Below are 14,753 nucleotides of genomic sequence, written 5' to 3' on the forward strand. Positions count from 1 at the left end.
TCCGATGACCGACGTTCATCCGCACGACCCGCTCTGGCTGGACCGTGAGCAGTACCCGTTCGACGACCACTATCTGGATCTCGACGGCCACCGCATCCACTTCGTCGACACCGGCGCTGGCCAAACCCTGCTGTTCCTGCACGGGAACCCGACCTGGTCGTTCGTCTACCGCAAGGTGATCGCCGCGCTCGCGCCGCACTCACGCTGTGTCGCGCCGGATCTTCCCGGCTTCGGTCTCTCGACTGCGGCTGTCGGCTACTCAGGCACGTACCTGGAGCACGCCGACGTGATCCAACGATTCGTCGAGGCGCTCGATCTCCGCGACATTGTCCTCGTCGTCCAGGATTGGGGCGGACCGATCGGACTACGCCTCGTCGAACGCCAACCCGAGAGGTTCCGTGCTGTCGTGATCTGCAACTCATGGGCATGGCCTGTCGCCGACAACCCCCACTTCGCCCGATTCGCCGGGCTCATGGGCGGGCGCGTCGGCAGCTTCCTCATTCGGCATGCGAACCTGTTCGTAAACGCGATGGTCCCGATGGGGCACCGGCGCCGGCGGCTGAGCCGAGCAGAGATGCGGCACTACCGAGCCCCGCTCGCGACACCCGCACGACGCGAACTCAGCGCGGTGCTGCCCCGCGAGATCATCGACGCAACAAGCCCTCTCGCAGAACTGGCTGAAGGCCTCGGGGTTCTCCGTGATCTTCCGGTGCTGATCGTGTGGGGTGACAGCGACATGGCCTTCCGCGAGCCCGAATTGCTGCGCTGGCGCGCTGAGGTGCCGGAGGCCACCGTTCAGGTCATCGAGGGCGCCGGTCACTTCGTGCAGTCAGATGCACCTGGCGAAGTCGGGGCCGCCATCGCCTCCTGGCTTGAACGCCTCGAGCCAGGCCTATCGTTACGTCATGACCGTAACGAGTGAGAGCGACATCTCGCCGCCCATCATCGCTCGCACGGAGAGTTGGCGAGACGCGGTCGCGCCGACCGCACACGACTGCGTCACCGTCATCGTTGTTCGGGCAGGCATCGCAGAGTTGCTCAGCGAGTTCGGAAAGCGTCAGGTGACGCCCGGCGACATCGCCCTCCTAGGCGGGAACACCCTCTATGGAGTCGAACCGGCTGGTGAGGTGACGCTGACGATCCTCCACCTCGATACCGAATACATCATCGACCAGATCTACTGGCAGAACGTCGCAGCCGTTGGCGACCGAGACTTCGCCCAGCACTACGCTGACACCGTCTACACCGACCCCGCGCAGATCATCCGAGTCGGCTTAGCGCGGCTCGATCGACTCGCTCCCTGGCTCGACGAGCTGACGACACTCACGACATCTGGCGCAAGGACGGAGCGCTTTTACCGCATCCAAGCACTGCTGTTCGCCGTGCTGGACGTCATCATTCCCTTCGTGAAGACCAGCCCGCCCCCGGCGGTTCGCGACAGCGGGGATGTGCCGGCGCGAGACCGGTTCCGGGCGCTGCGTGCGGAAGCGGTGGCCACACGAGGGCTCCTCGACGAGCACCCCGAGAGTGCCTGGACGCTCGCGCTCCTCGCGCAGCACGTCCACCTCTCAGAGAAGCAGCTCGCACGAGTCTTCATCGACGCCTACGGCACGACGCCCTTGGCCTATCTGACCATGCTGCGAGTTCGACGCATGGCCGGCCTGTTGACACACGACGAATGTGGCATCGCAGAAGCGGGCCGCCGCGTCGGATGGACGAGCCGAAGCCACGCCACCGAGGCATTCCGAAGAACCCTCGGCGTCACACCAAAGCAGTACCGCGCACGAACCCTCGCCGGGATGCGAACTGAACGGGAACGAGACAGATCCGACGGCCATCTGGACATCGACCGCGGCATCCGTGACTCGCTGGTCGAGAAGGATGCTTGGATCGCCTCGTGAGGCTCGGAGTCTTGCAGGGCGAAGATGTGCTTCGCTCACACGAGTCGACTCGCTGACGCGACGTCATCCGCAGACGCGGACGCGGGCGGTGCGGCACTGGCGGCTCCGGTTCCTCCCGAGGGGATGACCGGCGCGCTAGCGGTTGGCTCGCGCGAACAGGTGGACTGCCATCTACGGACTCCCCGACCAAGGATGGAGCTGGAGTCCGCACATGCACGAACAATCCCACTTGACCAATGGGACTCCGTCGACAGTTCGACGGCCCGGCGGGCTCGCGGTGTTCCTGGTCGTCGCATTCGGAGCGACTTGGGCGATGTGGTTGCCGATCCTCGTCGAAGCACAAACGACCGGGCTCGACGCAATGCCGTGGACGTTCTTCCTCGCCTCCGCCGGGCCTGCGTGCGGTGCGATCACCGCGACCCTCTGGGAAAGCGGGCCGCGCGGATTGGGGGCGTGGGTGAGGCGCACCTTCTCGGTACACCTCTCATGGAAGTGGTGGCTCGCCGGCATCGGTATGCCGGTGGCGTACTTCGCCATCGCCTGGGTGACCACGCTCATCGTGACGGGTTCGTGGCCGGACTCCGCCGCGTTCGGCCTCACCGACAAACTCCCCGGCCTGGCATGGCCGGCTGTCGCGTTCGTCTGGGTGCTCACCTTCGGTCTCGGGGAGGAGGCGGGATGGCGAGGCTGGCTTCTGCCCGCCCTGTCCCAGCGGATGCCGATGTTCTGGTCTGCGCTCATTGTGGCCGGGGTGTGGATCGCCTGGCATGTCCCCGCGTTCTTCTTCAACCCGACCTACATGGCGATGGGCGCCGGAATCATCGGATGGATGCTAGCGCTGGTCTGCGGCTCGTACCTGCTCGCCTGGATGACCGTCGGCGCACGCTGGAGCATCATCCCGGTGCTGCTCTGGCATGCCGGGTTCGACCTGCTGACCGCCGCTGACCAGTCCGCCGGGATCATCGCCTCAACGATCAGCGCCATCGTCATGATCCAGGGCGTGCTCTGCGCCTGGCTCCTGTGGCGCAGGCGGAACCAACCGCGAGCAGCTGAAGCGTCTTGAGCGTTCAACGCGAGCGTCGTTCGCTCACTCATGATTCAGCCATGCCCGCCGCAGTGCGGATGACACACGGTACGACCCTCTCCTCTCGGCCAGCGAGGGCGCACGAGTTGGTTGCCAGTCACTACAGCCGTGTGCGTCGCCCCACCCATCCTCGCGTCGGCGGGCTTTTCGCCGGTGCGCGACGAACAGGAGGAATCTAGTGGCTCAGCTCTCGCTCCCCTCAGCGGTCGGCACATACGTCACCGCCGTGAACGGCCACGATCTTGACGGCATCGTCGGATCGTTCATCCCGACTGGGGTGATCGTGGACGTTGGTCGGCACATCGAGGGCCATGGCGCGATCCGCCGCTGGGCAGAAACCGAAGTGGTCGGCGGTCGCCTTGACGTCCTGGAAGAACACCCCACCGCTCATGGTGCCGATCTCTTGGTCCGCTTCACCCCACCTGGGTCAGCGAGCGGCTTTCGCGCCTGGTACCGCTTCGCCGTCACCGAAGACGGCATCACGCAGGCCGGTCTCACCTACGCATAGACCCAGCTCAACCGACAGACCGCTCAACAACAGCCAGGAGCAACGAATCAAGACAGCAGCGCCCGACGCGAACGACGACTTCGCCGAGACATCAACGATCCTGCCTACCCGGACTGAACTGTTCAGCGATGCGGTGTTCGCCATCGCCATCACCCTGCTCGTCATCGAAATCGAAGTGCCAGAAGGAGGGACCAACCTCCTAGGTCAACTCCTCGATCTCTGGCCAAACTACGTCGGCTACGTCCTCAGCTTCGCGCTCATCGGGCAAGTCTGGCTCAACCATCACGCCATGTTCCAACGCCTGAAAAGCCTCGACCACTGGACCATGATCTGCAACCTCGCGCTGCTCCTGAACGTCGCCTTCCTGCCCTTCCCCACCGCTGTACTCGCACAAGCTCTGCGAACAGGTGAAGGCACCACCGTTGCTGCAGTGTTCTACGGCCTCGTCATGGTCATCGGCGGGATCTTCTTCAACGCCGTCTGGTGGAGCGCGCGACGCGGCGGACACCTCAAAGAAGACACCACGCCCGTCGAAATCGGGGCGATCACCCGACGGTTCGCACTCGGCCCGCTCCTCTATGGAGTCGCTACCGCTCTCGGCCTGATCAACGCGTGGCTCAGCATCGCGACCTACATCATCCTCATCGGATTCTTCATGATGGAGAACCGACCACACCGCACACGAGAAAGGCCTCGGTCCCGACAGAGCAGAGGGAAGATATCGTGATACGCAGTCGCAATGCAGTTCACCGACTTCGTTGGAAACACGATCGGTGACATGGGTGCAGCGACTACGGTTGAGTGCCCGTTCGAGCACCCGTCGGGTCACAGGGGCTTTCGGTCGGAAAGGACGCCGCTTCTTCCGTCGCGCACGGCGCGACGCTTCGGGTGCCGCGGTCGGAGCATCGCAAGAGGTGCGACTTCTCCGCTGCGTACCCGTACCGCAGCATGGTCCGCGAAGGTGATCGGCACCCGCCGTCGTGTCCTGCTGACCGCGGTCGAAAGTGTCCGCACGGAGCCTGTGCGCAGGGCCGTCTTTGCACACGCAAAGCTCGTGCATGTCATGGAGGGACGGATCGAGCTAGAGACCGCCTCCGGCTCTCGTGAACTTTGGGCAGGCAGCGCGTTGCTGCTCGGCGTGGGGCACTGGTGTTCGATTCGGCCGCTCCCATCGGCCCGCCTGTGGACCGTGTACGTCGATGACAGCTTCTTTCGCGCACACATGCGCTGGATACTGTCCGACATCGCCGACGTCGACACGAGTGTCCGGGTAGACACCTGGGACGGGTCTGCCGTCGTCCTTCAGCTCGGCCAGGCCATACTCCGTCGGAACGAGCGGGTTTGGCGCCAGATGAGCGTCGCTTGCCAACAACACCCCACCGGGCTGGCGGCAGCCCGTCTCATCAGCCTGTTCACACAGACAGTCGAAGTGAGCCTGCCGACGCTTCTCGATCACCGGATACATGAATCAGTAGGCACCCGGGCTGAGTTCCCAATACGTGGGGCTCTTGCCCGCCCCCTCTACTCCCCGCCCGTCCGGAAGGCGATCACTCTCCTGCGTTCGACCATGACTGAGCCATGGTCGATACCGCGGCTCTCCGGTGAGATCGCGATGTCGAAGGCCCACTTGACGAGGCAGTTCAACGAGCAGGTCGGCGTTGCCCCCATGCGCTTCCTGACTGAGGTTCGGCTCACTGAGTTTACCCGGCTGATCGAAGAAACTGAACTCAGTGTGTCGGCGGCTGCGGAGGCAGTCGGATGGGATGATGCGCGCGTCGCGACCCGGTGGTTCCGCCGCAGATTTGGCACAAGTCCCTCGCACTTCCGACTGCACCCGCACCCGCAAAGCGAATCCTTACCGTCGGAGATCAACTCGCAGAGCGTCGAGGGATCTCCGGGTCTGGCTCCTTCGTTCGACGCGCAGTCTGACTCATAGATCTCACTTCGCCACTCACAATTTGGCGTTTTCCTCGACCGAACGCCTCACCTCGGGGTAGGCCAGATATCTCGCGTCGGGTTCATCGGGGATCCTGACGGCAGCCTCATTTCGCTCCGCCTGCTCCGATTCCTGATCCTCCCGGCGCACCTCATGGTCGCAGCGGTCACCGGCACACGCCGTTGGCCTCGCCGGGAGGAGGGCAGCCATGGCGACGGATGACGAGGCTCGCGCGGTGCGAGATGCGAAGCTGGACGAGCTTCACGAACGTCTGGCGGACGCGGTTGGGCGTCTCGCATCGGGTGATGACTGGCGGCGTGCGTTGGTGTTCGCGGCGCGGTTTCGGTCGAGGTCGTTTGGGAACACGCTGCTGATCTGGTCGCAGCACCTGGATGCGTTCGAGAAGGGGCGAGTGCCGGATCCAGAGCCGTCGTACGTCGCCGGCTACAAACAGTGGCAGTCGCTCGGCCGTCAGGTCGCGAAGGGTCAGCCAGGGTACATGATCTTCGCCCCGGTGACGGGTCGGTTCGCGTCTTCGACGCCGCAGGGTGCCGAGTCGTGGCGACGGCTCGGGAGGTTCGAGAAGCCCAAGCCTGGTGAGGCGGTGCGCTCCCGGATGATCTCCGCCTGCCCCGCCTATGTCTGGGATGTCTCGCAGACCACCGGCGACCCGATCCCTGAGCGTCCGACGCCGCGGCTGCTGGAGGGCGAGGCACCCGCGGGGCTGTGGGATGGGCTGGCGGCGCTGGTAGAGGCGGACGGGTACCGAGTGCTGCGGGTGGAGCACGAGGGCATAATCGGCGGCGCGAACGGCCTGACCGACTACCGGGCGCGCACGGTCACGGTCAGGACGAACATGGACCCGGCCGCGCAGGTGAAGACGCTGGCGCACGAACTCGGCCATGTCCGCCTGCACGGCCCCGACAACCCGGATTGGCCGGGACATCGCGGGATCGGCGAGGTGGAGGCGGAGTCGGTGGCGTTGATGATCGGCGCCGCGCACGGCATGGACACCGCCTCCTATGCGATCCCGTACGTCTCTGGCTGGGCCGGCACGGTGACGGACAAGGACCCCGCCGAGGTGGTGCAGGCCACCGGCGAACGGGTGCGGAAAGCAGCCGGCGTGATCCTCGACGCTCTCGACACGGTGCAGCTCGGCGGCGGTGATCCGCCCGGCCTGACCCGCGAGACGCCGCCGCGCGTCGACCGGACACCGCCAGCCGCCATCGAACCGATGCGTCCGGTGGCAGGTGTTGCGGCGAGGAGCCTCTGATGAACCCCGCGCGCCTGTTCGCTGCGGTAGCGGGGATGCCGCTGCCGGCTGCCGCGGCGCGGATCGCAGCGGCTGGGGTGCCGGTGTTTCCGTGTGTGCCGGGCGGGAAGCGTCCCCTGGTGGAGCATGGCTTCCACGAGGCGACCACGGATGCCGGTCAGGTCGCGGGGTGGTGGCGGCGGTGGCCTGCCTCGAACATCGGCGTGCCGACGGGAGCCGCGTCGGGTCTGGACGTCGTCGACGTGGACGTCAAGGCTGCCGGCTCGGGGTTCGCCGCGTTCGACCGGGCCCGGCAGGCCGGGCTGGTGACGGGGTGGGTGGCGTTGGTGCACACGCCTTCGGGCGGGATGCACGCCTACTTCCCGGCCGATCCCGAGCGGCAACAGTCGTCGTGGCAGGCCGCGGGTGCGCGGGTGGATTTCCGCGGCACCGGCGGGTACATCATCGTCCCGCCCTCGATCATCGAGGTGCAGGGTGGTTTGCCGGGCCGGTATGAGCTGATCGGCGGATCACAGCCAGCACCCGGGCCGGTGGACGCCGTCGCCCTGCGGGAGTTCCTTGACCCTCGCCCGGCGTCGTCGTTCCGTGCTGGTGGGGTGTCGCGGGAGCAGGATGCGCGGCGGCTGGCCGGGTGGGTCGCCGCTCTCGGGGAGGGCGAACGCAACCGCGGTCTGTTCTGGGCCGCGTGCCGCCTCGCAGAAGCCGGCGCACCGCCGAACGCCGCGTTGGATGTGCTGGGGCCAGCGGCGCAGCATGCGGGGTTGCCGCCGCGGGAGGTGTTCACCACGATCCGCTCCGCGTACCGAGCCGTCGGCGCCGGCGCGGCCCCGACCAGCACCGATTCGAGATCGCACGACGATACGGGGCATCGAGCGGTGGCGTCTCGAACCCGGGTGCTGTCGTGATGCCCGAGGTGGGGTCGCGGGGCGGGCGGCTGGCGGTGGTGACGGCGGTCGCGGGGACGGTGCTGATCGCGGCCGGCGCGTTCTGGCTCTCGTTCACCGCCCTGGCTGATCTCGCCCATCGCTCAGGGGTCGCGGCGGATCAGGCATGGGCGTGGCCGGTGATCGTGGATGGTCTGATCGTCGTCGCGACGGTCGCGGTCGTTGCTCTCGCGGGGCAGCGCGCGGCGTGGTACCCGTGGGTGCTGCTGGCCGGTGGTGCGCTGATCTCGGTCACCGCGAACGCCCTGCACGCGATCGTCGCCGCCGACGCCGACGTGCCCGCCGTCCTCGCCGCATCCGTCGCCGCCGTGCCGCCGCTGGTGCTACTCGCCTCCACGCACCTCACCGTCGTGCTCGTCCGATCACGCACCGCCGAGCCCGCCCCCGCAACCGAGCCTGCTGCGGATGTTCTGTCGGGGCTCGAGCCTCCCCCGCCGCCACCGGCCGATACGTCAGCGTCGGTGCCGGTGCGGGTCGGGCGGCGGTTGGTGGCGGTGCGGTTGCGGGAGGAGGGGTGGTCGAACAAGGCGATCGCCCGGCACCTCCAGGTGGCGCCATCGACGGTGGGCCGCTGGTTCGCGGCAGCGCCGGTCGCACCTGATGTGCAGGAGAGCCCGAAGGAGCTGACCGTATGACCGAGCCGACCATCACCCCGCGTTCCATGCTCCGCACCCCGGACCCCCACCCGCACCGCCCTGCCGCCGCTGTTGAGGCGGCGGAGGTATCGGAGCTGGCCCGGCACCGGGACCCGTCGCTGACCGACGCCGCACGAACGGTGCCGCGCCGAGGGTCCGGCGTGGAGTGGGTACGCCCCAGCGACCTGCTGGTATCGCGCTCTGCCCGCATCGCCGGACGCGGGATCGACTTCCAGGCCGAGCTCGCCCGCCGCACCCGCTCCCTGCCAGTGCACGCGGCGCGGGCGACCGGCCGCAGCGTCCAGCGTCTCGGTGCGGGGGTCAGTGATGGTGCGCGGCGGTTGCCGCCGGTGTCGGCGTTCGGTCAAGGCGCGACGCCATCGGGGTCGCCGGTGTCACGGTCCGGGATCGGGCTGGGGTAACCCCATGTACGCCCCCGGCAGGAGAGCGCGCAGCGCGCCGGCTGGGGAGCGTGTGCGCACCTCCTGGTCAGGAGGTGCCGGAATGCCCACAACAAGGACCCGCCCGGTGCGGGATCGTTTCGAGGACTCGGAAGCGCTGCGCGCCCTGCTGAACCGACTGCACAACGCCGGCCGCGGCGCGTGGCGCACCGACCCGGACGCGGCAGCGCTGATGCGGCACGCGGCGCAGAAGTACGCGGCGCTAGCGAAGAAACACAGCCTCGACCCGTGGGAAGCCGCATCGGCGGCCTTCGAAGCGATGCGAGGCGCCGCCACACGTCGAGCGGATGACCCGTGGGCGGTGGTGACCCGAGCAGTAAAGGTCACCTGCATCGGCGAGGAACGCGGCAACGGGCTGCTCTGCTCCGTGCACCAAGCCCGCCGCCCCCGCTACTCGGTCTTCCACGACGCGGAACGGTTCAGCGACCGCGAGAACCCGCTGACCGACTACCACCCCGCCTTCCATATCGCCCCCTTCACCGACACCGACGTCGACAAGGCAGATGCGGATGGGCCGGGGCAGATGGTGGATGTGGGTTCGGCGGTGGAGGACACGATCGCGTTGCTCGGCCTGCTCCGCTGGCGGCCGGAGACGGCGCGCGCCGCGGTGGAATATGTGACGGCCCGCCTCGCGCTGGCGCCATCGCGGGCGTCGGCGTTCGAGGTGCTGCGCCGGGACCGGCAAGCCCGCGCCCTCCTCGATCTGCCCGCCGCATCCTGGAGGGGGCTGCTGCGGGTCGTTCTCGGTGCCCCCGACCCGCAGCTCGCGCACACGAACGCGGGCCGTGGGGTGCTGCTGCGGCTGCTGATCGGCGAACCGCTGCGGGCGCTCCTAGCAGACGATGATCTCGTGCTGGCTGCGAGCGTCGCGGCCCCTGGGCTCGATCCGGGACCGGAGGGGCGATGAGCGCGCCGTCCGGGCATATCGAGCTGGAGCGCACCGTCGAATCCATCGTCGTCGGGCTCCGGCACCGCCACGACCTCGGGGACCTTTCCCCCCTGGTGGAATCGATCCGCCGCAGCGGGCTCTTGCAGCCGATCACCGTCACCCCAACCGGGCATCTGATCTGCGGCGCCCGACGTCTGGCCGCGCTCCGGATCCTCGGCATCAGGACCGTAAACGTGTGGGTCCGCAGTGGCATCTCGGACCGGCTCGGACAACTCCTGGCGGAGCAGGACGACAACCTCCTCCACAAGCCCCTGACCCAGCTGGAGGCCGCCGGCCTGTACCGGGAGCTCAAGGCTCTGCTGGCAGAAGACGCCGCCCGCCGCCAGGAAGCCACCCGGTTCCGCACCGCCGACGACGCCTGGGAGGACGGTGGTGGCAAGTTGCCACCACCGCAGTCCGCGCACGGCAAGTCCCGCTCGCAGGCGGCGATCATGGTGACCGGCCGGGACTCGCACAAGTCGCTGGAACGTATCGGCAGGATCGAACACCTCGCCGCCGACGAGTCCCAACCGGAGGCGGTGCGCCGCCAGGCGGCCGAGGAGCTCGCACGCCTCCAAGCCGGCGGGAGCGTGCACCCTTCGCACCTGCGCGTGAACACGGAACTGTCCCTCGCCGAGCTTGACCGCCTCGCCACCGACCCGACCCAACCCGAGGAAGTGCGCGGGCAGGCTCGCGCGGAGGCCGCGGCGATCCGGGATGCCGAGCGGGTCGCGAAGGCCGCGGAGCTGGACGCACTGGCGACGGCCGCGCTCGCCCGCGTGAAGGCAGCGAAGACCACCGCCCGTAAAGGCAAGCGACAGGTGTTGACGGCGGTCGAGACGGGTGCACCGGTGCCGTTCCCGCTGAGCGTGTTCACGGCCACCTGGGACGACATGGCCTCCTGGTGGACCCACTACGACCCCACCGTGATCGGCACTGCGCTCACCGATGAGCAATGGACCCGGTTCGAGCAGACCCTCGCCGGCACGATCGCGTTCGCCGACGCCGCCCGCACGGTCAGGCAGACCCGGGGCGAACGAACCGCCTGAACCGACGGCGGTGCGGGCGCACCTTCCCAGCGACACCACACCTGTTGCCGCCCTGGAAGGGAGACCCGCGCATGAACCCTGCTGCCGACCGTCGCCGTCGCCGTCTGCTGATCGCCGCGACCGCCGGAGGTCTTGCCCTGCTGATCCTCGTCGGCGGCGGCATCTACGGACTCCTCCGCGGCCCCGCCACACCCGCCCCCGAGACCCCGGGCCGCACGTCCCCGTCCGCAACCGCGACCCCGGGCCGACCGGACGCTCCTGCACCTGAGGCCGTGTCACCTTTCGGTGGCCCGGTGGCGTTCGCCCGCAACATCGCTGCTGCGCTGTTCGCCTGGGACACCGCCTCCGGGTACGGTCCTGCCGACTACGCCCAAGTGATCGCGGATGTCGCTCACCCCTCGGAGGCGGATGCGCTGGTGACCGACGTGCGCGCCTACCTCCCCGCCACGGAGGCATGGGCGCAGCTGCGGCAGTACCAGACCCGCCAGTGGATGACCATCGACGACGTGTTCGTCCCCGACGCGTGGGAGACCGCGCTGACGCAGGCCGCACCCGGGCAGATCCCTGACGGGGCGACCGCAATCACGGTCACCGGCACGAGGCACCGTGACGGCATCTGGGACACCACACCGGTCGAGGCATCCCGGCCGGTGGCGTTCACGGTGTTCATGATCTGCACACCCCCGATCCCGGGTCGCGGCGGGACAGGGGCATGTGAGCTGCTGCGGCTGTCCGCCCTCGACAACCCCCTCCGCTGAGAACCGGTGTCGCTGTGATGCGGAAGCTGGGCGTCCTGCTCGTCGCGCTGCTGTTCTTCGCCCCCTCGACTGTGCTCATCGGCGTCGCCACGCTCCTGAACCCCGCAGCGACCGCGACCTGCCTGCCCGGGTCGCTGCTGGTCGGCCCGATCCCCGACTCGCTGACCGCCACCACTCGCGACGGGGCCACGGTGACGCTGAACCGCACCCAGCTCAACCATGCCGCCACGATCATCACCACGGGTTCGCAGACCACCGGCGTCGGCCGGCCAGGAGTGGTCATCGCGCTCATGGCCGCGCTCACCGAATCGAGCCTGCGGATGCTCGCCAACACCGGCGCGTATCCCGAGTCGGCGGACTACCCCAACGACGGCAACGGCTCAGATCACGACAGCCTCGGGCTGTTCCAGATGCGACCGCAGTCCGGGTGGGGCACGGTCGCGGAACTCATGGACGCGAGCTACCAGGCCCGCGCGTTCTACGGTGGGCCAACCGGCCCGAACTACCCCTCGCCGCGCGGCCTGCTGGACATCCCCGGCTGGCAGAGCCTCGACCCGGGCGAGGCCGCCCAGGCGGTCGAGGTGAGCGCGTACCCGGACAGGTATCAGAACTACCAGCCGGTCGCTGAGGCGATCGTGACCGCCCTCACCCGGCCCGCGGGCTCAGGAGGTGGCAGCGGCGCAACACCGGTCGTACCCGAGACCACCCGGCTGGTGTTCCCCCTGCCCGAGGGGACCTGGGTGCGCACCAGCGGGTTCGGGTGGCGTGAGGACCCGATGACCGGGGAACGAGCGTTCCACGCGGGCTCCGACTTCGCCGCCGCGGACGGCACCCCGATCCTCGCCGTCGCCGACGGCCTCGTCGTACATGCGGAGTACACGGGCAACTACGGCGGCCTGGTCATCATCGAGCACACCGTGAACGGGGAACGAGTCGCGTCGTACTACGCCCATATGTGGGAGACCGGCATCCATGTCACCGAAGGGCAGACGGTCACTGCCGGGCAGCACATCGGCGATGTCGGCTCCTCCGGGAAGTCCACCGGCCCGCACCTGCACCTGGAGATCCACCCCGGCGGACAAGGGCACGACCCCGTCGACGCGGACGCCTGGCTCACCGACCACGCCGCAGAAGGCGTCACCGCGGGCGACACGACCCTCACCACCTGCACCGCAGGCGGGAGCGCCTGATGGACGTGTTCCCCGACTTCGACGGCGTCGGCGCAACCGGCGAACTGCAGTCCATCGTCGGCGCGCTGCTGATGTTCGTGCTCATCATCGCCGTCCTCATGCTCATCATCTGCGCCATCGTCTGGGCTGTTGCGTCATCGTCCGGCAACCATCAGGCGGCTACCAAGGCCCGCACCGGCCTGTGGGTGTCGGTCGGCGCCGCCGCGCTCGCCGGCGCCGGGGTCGCGTGGATGAACTTCCTCCTCGACCTCGGCACCCAGCTCTGACCGGCCCCGCCGGCCGAGCGGGACAGACGGGGCGCACCTGACCGTCGAGAACTCGTCTCGTCACCGTCAAGGAGCAATCGTGATCGACATCGACCCCAACTCGTCCGGCCTTCCCGGCATCGAGCAACTGCGCATCATCGTCGGGGCCGTCATGACGGTCGGGCTCATCCTCAGCGTCCTGGCGCTGATCATCAGCGCGATCGTGTGGGGCTTCGGCGCCAATAGCTCCAACCCCCACCTCGCCTCACGCGGCAAGGTCGGCGTCCTCGTGTCCTGCGGGGCGGCGATCATCTGCGGTGCCGCGGTCACGCTCATCAACTTCTTCTGGGGCGTCGGGCAAGCGGTATGACACCGAACAGCGCGCACCCGGCCGAGCGGGGGCCGGGCCGATGAGTGTCTGCGATGTCCCGGTCATCTCCTCGGTGTGCGATGCCGTGGGCGAGGGGGCGGCCTCCCTCGTCGCCGCCCCGTTCGACTGGCTCGGGCAGGCGATGGCAGGCGCCGCCGCGTGGCTGTTCGAGGCCGTATGGCAGGTGTTCGACACCACCACCCTGGTCGACGTGACCAGCGCCGAGTACGTCGGCGTCTACAACGTCCTGTTTGGTGTTGCGATCTTCGTGATGCTGATCTTCTTCTGCCTCCAGCTCATCTCTGGCCTCATCCACCGCGACCCCACCGCCCTGTCCCGCGCCGCACTCGGGCTCGCCAAGAGCGTCCTCGGGTCGTTCCTCGTCATCACCCTCACGGCGCTGCTGCTGGAGGTCACCGACCAGCTCGCGGTCGGGATCGTGCAGGCCACCGGGAACTCGATGGAGACGATGGGCACCCAGATCGCTCTCCTCGCCGCAGGCCTCGCGGGCATCAACATCGCCGCTCCGGGCGTCGGGGCGATCCTCACGATCTTCCTCGCGGGCCTTGCCATCAGCGCAGCGGCGATCGTGTGGTTCTCCCTGCTGATCCGCAAAGCCCTGTTGTTGGTCGCGATCGTGTTCGGCCCCATCGCCCTGGCCGGTGCGACCTGGGATGCGACCAAGGGATGGTTCGCCAAATGGGCGGCGTTCGTGATCGCCCTGATCGTCTCCAAGCTCGTCCTGGTCGTGATCTTCCTCGTCGCGATCGGCCAGGTCTCCACTCCCATCGAGGCCGACCTCGCCTCCATCAGCGACCCCATCGCCGGCGTCGTTCTGATGTTCATCGCCGCGTTTGCCCCGTACATCACGTACAAGTTCTTGTCGTTCGTCGGCTTCGATATGTACCACGCGATGAGCAGCGAGCAGGAGGCCAAGTCGGCGCTCAACCGGCCGATCCCGATCCCTTCCGCGCCCTCGGCGGACACGGCCAAGAAAGTGCTCGACGGCGGCTCCTCACCCGGCGGCGGATCGGGCGGGTCCGGTGCAACCCCCGCGTCAGCCTCTGTCGGCGCAGGCTCGAGCGCGGCCACGGCCGGGGGCGAGGTCGCCGCAGGCTCGACCGGAGCCGGAGCCGGAGCCGGGGCGGGCGCGAGCGCGGGAGCCGGAGCCGCGGGTGCGGGTGCGGGCGCGGGACCGGTCGGCGCGGCCGTGGTCGCGGGCGCCGCGATCGTCAAGGGTGCCGCGACCGCCGGGCCGAAGCTCGGCGGCGCGGTCGGCGGGGCCGCCGAGAGCCACGCGGGCGCGGCTGCCGAGCAGGCATCGCCGCCGCCCGTCCCGCCGGCACAGGCCAGCCCGCCGGTGCGGCCCGCGCCGTCATCCGCCCCACCGCAAGCTCCGCCGTCCTCGGCGCCGCGCCGGTCGGACCCGGCGCCTGCGCCGTCGTCCACGCCGTCTGGGAAGGAGTGACCG

At 68.7% G+C, this 14,753-nt stretch carries 17 protein-coding genes; all 17 read left to right on the plus strand.

Going from position 1 to position 14,753, the window contains the following annotated elements:
* Positions 1-4: 4 nt before the first annotated feature.
* Positions 5-922, plus strand: a complete 918-nt coding sequence (locus N1031_RS06560) for an alpha/beta fold hydrolase (protein ID WP_259478806.1) — start codon at positions 5-7, stop codon at positions 920-922.
* The gene (locus N1031_RS06565) at positions 906-1,901 is read left to right on the plus strand and encodes a helix-turn-helix transcriptional regulator (protein WP_259478808.1); all 996 of its coding nucleotides are present in this window, start codon (positions 906-908) and stop codon (positions 1,899-1,901) included. The genes N1031_RS06560 and N1031_RS06565 overlap by 17 nt, the downstream gene beginning before the upstream one ends.
* A gap of 313 nt (positions 1,902-2,214) precedes the next feature.
* The gene (locus tag N1031_RS06570; RefSeq protein ID WP_259478809.1) at positions 2,215-2,964 is read left to right on the plus strand and encodes a CPBP family intramembrane glutamic endopeptidase; all 750 of its coding nucleotides are present in this window, start codon (positions 2,215-2,217) and stop codon (positions 2,962-2,964) included.
* Between the two features lie 199 nt (positions 2,965-3,163).
* Positions 3,164-3,493, plus strand: coding sequence for a hypothetical protein (locus N1031_RS06575; protein ID WP_259478941.1), 330 nt, complete (start codon positions 3,164-3,166; stop codon positions 3,491-3,493).
* Positions 3,375-4,220, plus strand: coding sequence for a TMEM175 family protein (locus N1031_RS06580; RefSeq protein ID WP_259478810.1), 846 nt, complete (start codon positions 3,375-3,377; stop codon positions 4,218-4,220). Before N1031_RS06575 ends, N1031_RS06580 begins: the two co-directional genes overlap by 119 nt.
* Positions 4,221-4,454: 234 nt before the next feature.
* The gene (locus N1031_RS06585; RefSeq protein WP_259478811.1) at positions 4,455-5,429 is read left to right on the plus strand and encodes an AraC family transcriptional regulator; all 975 of its coding nucleotides are present in this window, start codon (positions 4,455-4,457) and stop codon (positions 5,427-5,429) included.
* 208 nt (positions 5,430-5,637) lie between these two features.
* Positions 5,638-6,702, plus strand: coding sequence for an ArdC-like ssDNA-binding domain-containing protein (locus N1031_RS06590; protein ID WP_259478812.1), 1,065 nt, complete (start codon positions 5,638-5,640; stop codon positions 6,700-6,702).
* Positions 6,702-7,607, plus strand: a complete 906-nt coding sequence (locus N1031_RS06595) for a bifunctional DNA primase/polymerase (protein WP_259478813.1) — start codon at positions 6,702-6,704, stop codon at positions 7,605-7,607. The genes N1031_RS06590 and N1031_RS06595 overlap by 1 nt, the downstream gene beginning before the upstream one ends.
* Positions 7,607-8,281 (plus strand): DUF2637 domain-containing protein, encoded by a 675-nt coding sequence (locus N1031_RS06600; RefSeq protein WP_259478933.1) that lies wholly within the window; start codon positions 7,607-7,609, stop codon positions 8,279-8,281. The genes N1031_RS06595 and N1031_RS06600 overlap by 1 nt, the downstream gene beginning before the upstream one ends.
* Positions 8,278-8,703, plus strand: a complete 426-nt coding sequence (locus N1031_RS06605; RefSeq protein ID WP_259478814.1) for a hypothetical protein — start codon at positions 8,278-8,280, stop codon at positions 8,701-8,703. Before N1031_RS06600 ends, N1031_RS06605 begins: the two co-directional genes overlap by 4 nt.
* Before the next feature lie 82 nt (positions 8,704-8,785).
* A complete protein-coding gene (locus N1031_RS06610) occupies positions 8,786-9,649 on the plus strand; it encodes a hypothetical protein (protein WP_259478815.1) in 864 nt (287 codons plus the stop codon).
* Positions 9,646-10,719 (plus strand): ParB/RepB/Spo0J family partition protein, encoded by a 1,074-nt coding sequence (locus tag N1031_RS06615; RefSeq protein WP_259478816.1) that lies wholly within the window; start codon positions 9,646-9,648, stop codon positions 10,717-10,719. The genes N1031_RS06610 and N1031_RS06615 overlap by 4 nt, the downstream gene beginning before the upstream one ends.
* Positions 10,720-10,790: 71 nt before the next feature.
* On the plus strand, positions 10,791-11,477 hold the full coding sequence (locus N1031_RS06620; protein WP_259478817.1) for a hypothetical protein: 687 nt from the start codon (positions 10,791-10,793) through the stop codon (positions 11,475-11,477).
* Positions 11,478-11,494: 17 nt separating this feature from the next.
* Positions 11,495-12,667, plus strand: coding sequence for a M23 family metallopeptidase (locus N1031_RS06625; protein WP_259478934.1), 1,173 nt, complete (start codon positions 11,495-11,497; stop codon positions 12,665-12,667).
* Complete coding sequence (locus tag N1031_RS06630; protein ID WP_259478818.1) at positions 12,667-12,933, plus strand: DUF6112 family protein; 267 nt, start codon at positions 12,667-12,669, stop codon at positions 12,931-12,933. Before N1031_RS06625 ends, N1031_RS06630 begins: the two co-directional genes overlap by 1 nt.
* A 79-nt stretch (positions 12,934-13,012) precedes the next feature.
* Complete coding sequence (locus tag N1031_RS06635; protein ID WP_022883069.1) at positions 13,013-13,282, plus strand: DUF6112 family protein; 270 nt, start codon at positions 13,013-13,015, stop codon at positions 13,280-13,282.
* Between the two features lie 40 nt (positions 13,283-13,322).
* Entirely contained in the window at positions 13,323-14,750 is a 1,428-nt protein-coding gene (locus N1031_RS06640) for a TrbL/VirB6 family protein (RefSeq protein WP_259478819.1), read from the plus strand.
* Positions 14,751-14,753 lie beyond the last annotated feature (3 nt).

The sequence above is a fragment of the Herbiconiux moechotypicola genome (assembly GCF_024979255.1).
In the GTDB taxonomy this organism is placed as follows: domain Bacteria; phylum Actinomycetota; class Actinomycetes; order Actinomycetales; family Microbacteriaceae; genus Herbiconiux; species Herbiconiux moechotypicola.

Excerpts from the sequence above, each read along its gene's own strand:
- N1031_RS06580 (WP_259478810.1), top strand. The coding sequence starts at position 3,375 with ATGGTGCCGATCTCTTGGTCCGCTTCACCCCACCTGGGTCAGCGAGCG.
- N1031_RS06615 (WP_259478816.1), top strand. The coding sequence starts at position 9,646 with ATGAGCGCGCCGTCCGGGCATATCGAGCTGGAGCGCACCGTCGAATCC.
- N1031_RS06560 (WP_259478806.1), top strand. The coding sequence starts at position 5 with ATGACCGACGTTCATCCGCACGACCCGCTCTGGCTGGACCGTGAGCAG.
- N1031_RS06640 (WP_259478819.1), top strand. The coding sequence starts at position 13,323 with ATGAGTGTCTGCGATGTCCCGGTCATCTCCTCGGTGTGCGATGCCGTG.
- N1031_RS06590 (WP_259478812.1), top strand. The coding sequence starts at position 5,638 with ATGGCGACGGATGACGAGGCTCGCGCGGTGCGAGATGCGAAGCTGGAC.
- N1031_RS06565 (WP_259478808.1), top strand. The coding sequence starts at position 906 with ATGACCGTAACGAGTGAGAGCGACATCTCGCCGCCCATCATCGCTCGC.
- N1031_RS06605 (WP_259478814.1), top strand. The coding sequence starts at position 8,278 with ATGACCGAGCCGACCATCACCCCGCGTTCCATGCTCCGCACCCCGGAC.
- N1031_RS06625 (WP_259478934.1), top strand. The coding sequence starts at position 11,495 with ATGCGGAAGCTGGGCGTCCTGCTCGTCGCGCTGCTGTTCTTCGCCCCC.
- N1031_RS06630 (WP_259478818.1), top strand. The coding sequence starts at position 12,667 with ATGGACGTGTTCCCCGACTTCGACGGCGTCGGCGCAACCGGCGAACTG.
- N1031_RS06610 (WP_259478815.1), top strand. The coding sequence starts at position 8,786 with ATGCCCACAACAAGGACCCGCCCGGTGCGGGATCGTTTCGAGGACTCG.
- N1031_RS06620 (WP_259478817.1), top strand. The coding sequence starts at position 10,791 with ATGAACCCTGCTGCCGACCGTCGCCGTCGCCGTCTGCTGATCGCCGCG.
- N1031_RS06595 (WP_259478813.1), top strand. The coding sequence starts at position 6,702 with ATGAACCCCGCGCGCCTGTTCGCTGCGGTAGCGGGGATGCCGCTGCCG.
- N1031_RS06570 (WP_259478809.1), top strand. The coding sequence starts at position 2,215 with ATGTGGTTGCCGATCCTCGTCGAAGCACAAACGACCGGGCTCGACGCA.
- N1031_RS06600 (WP_259478933.1), top strand. The coding sequence starts at position 7,607 with ATGCCCGAGGTGGGGTCGCGGGGCGGGCGGCTGGCGGTGGTGACGGCG.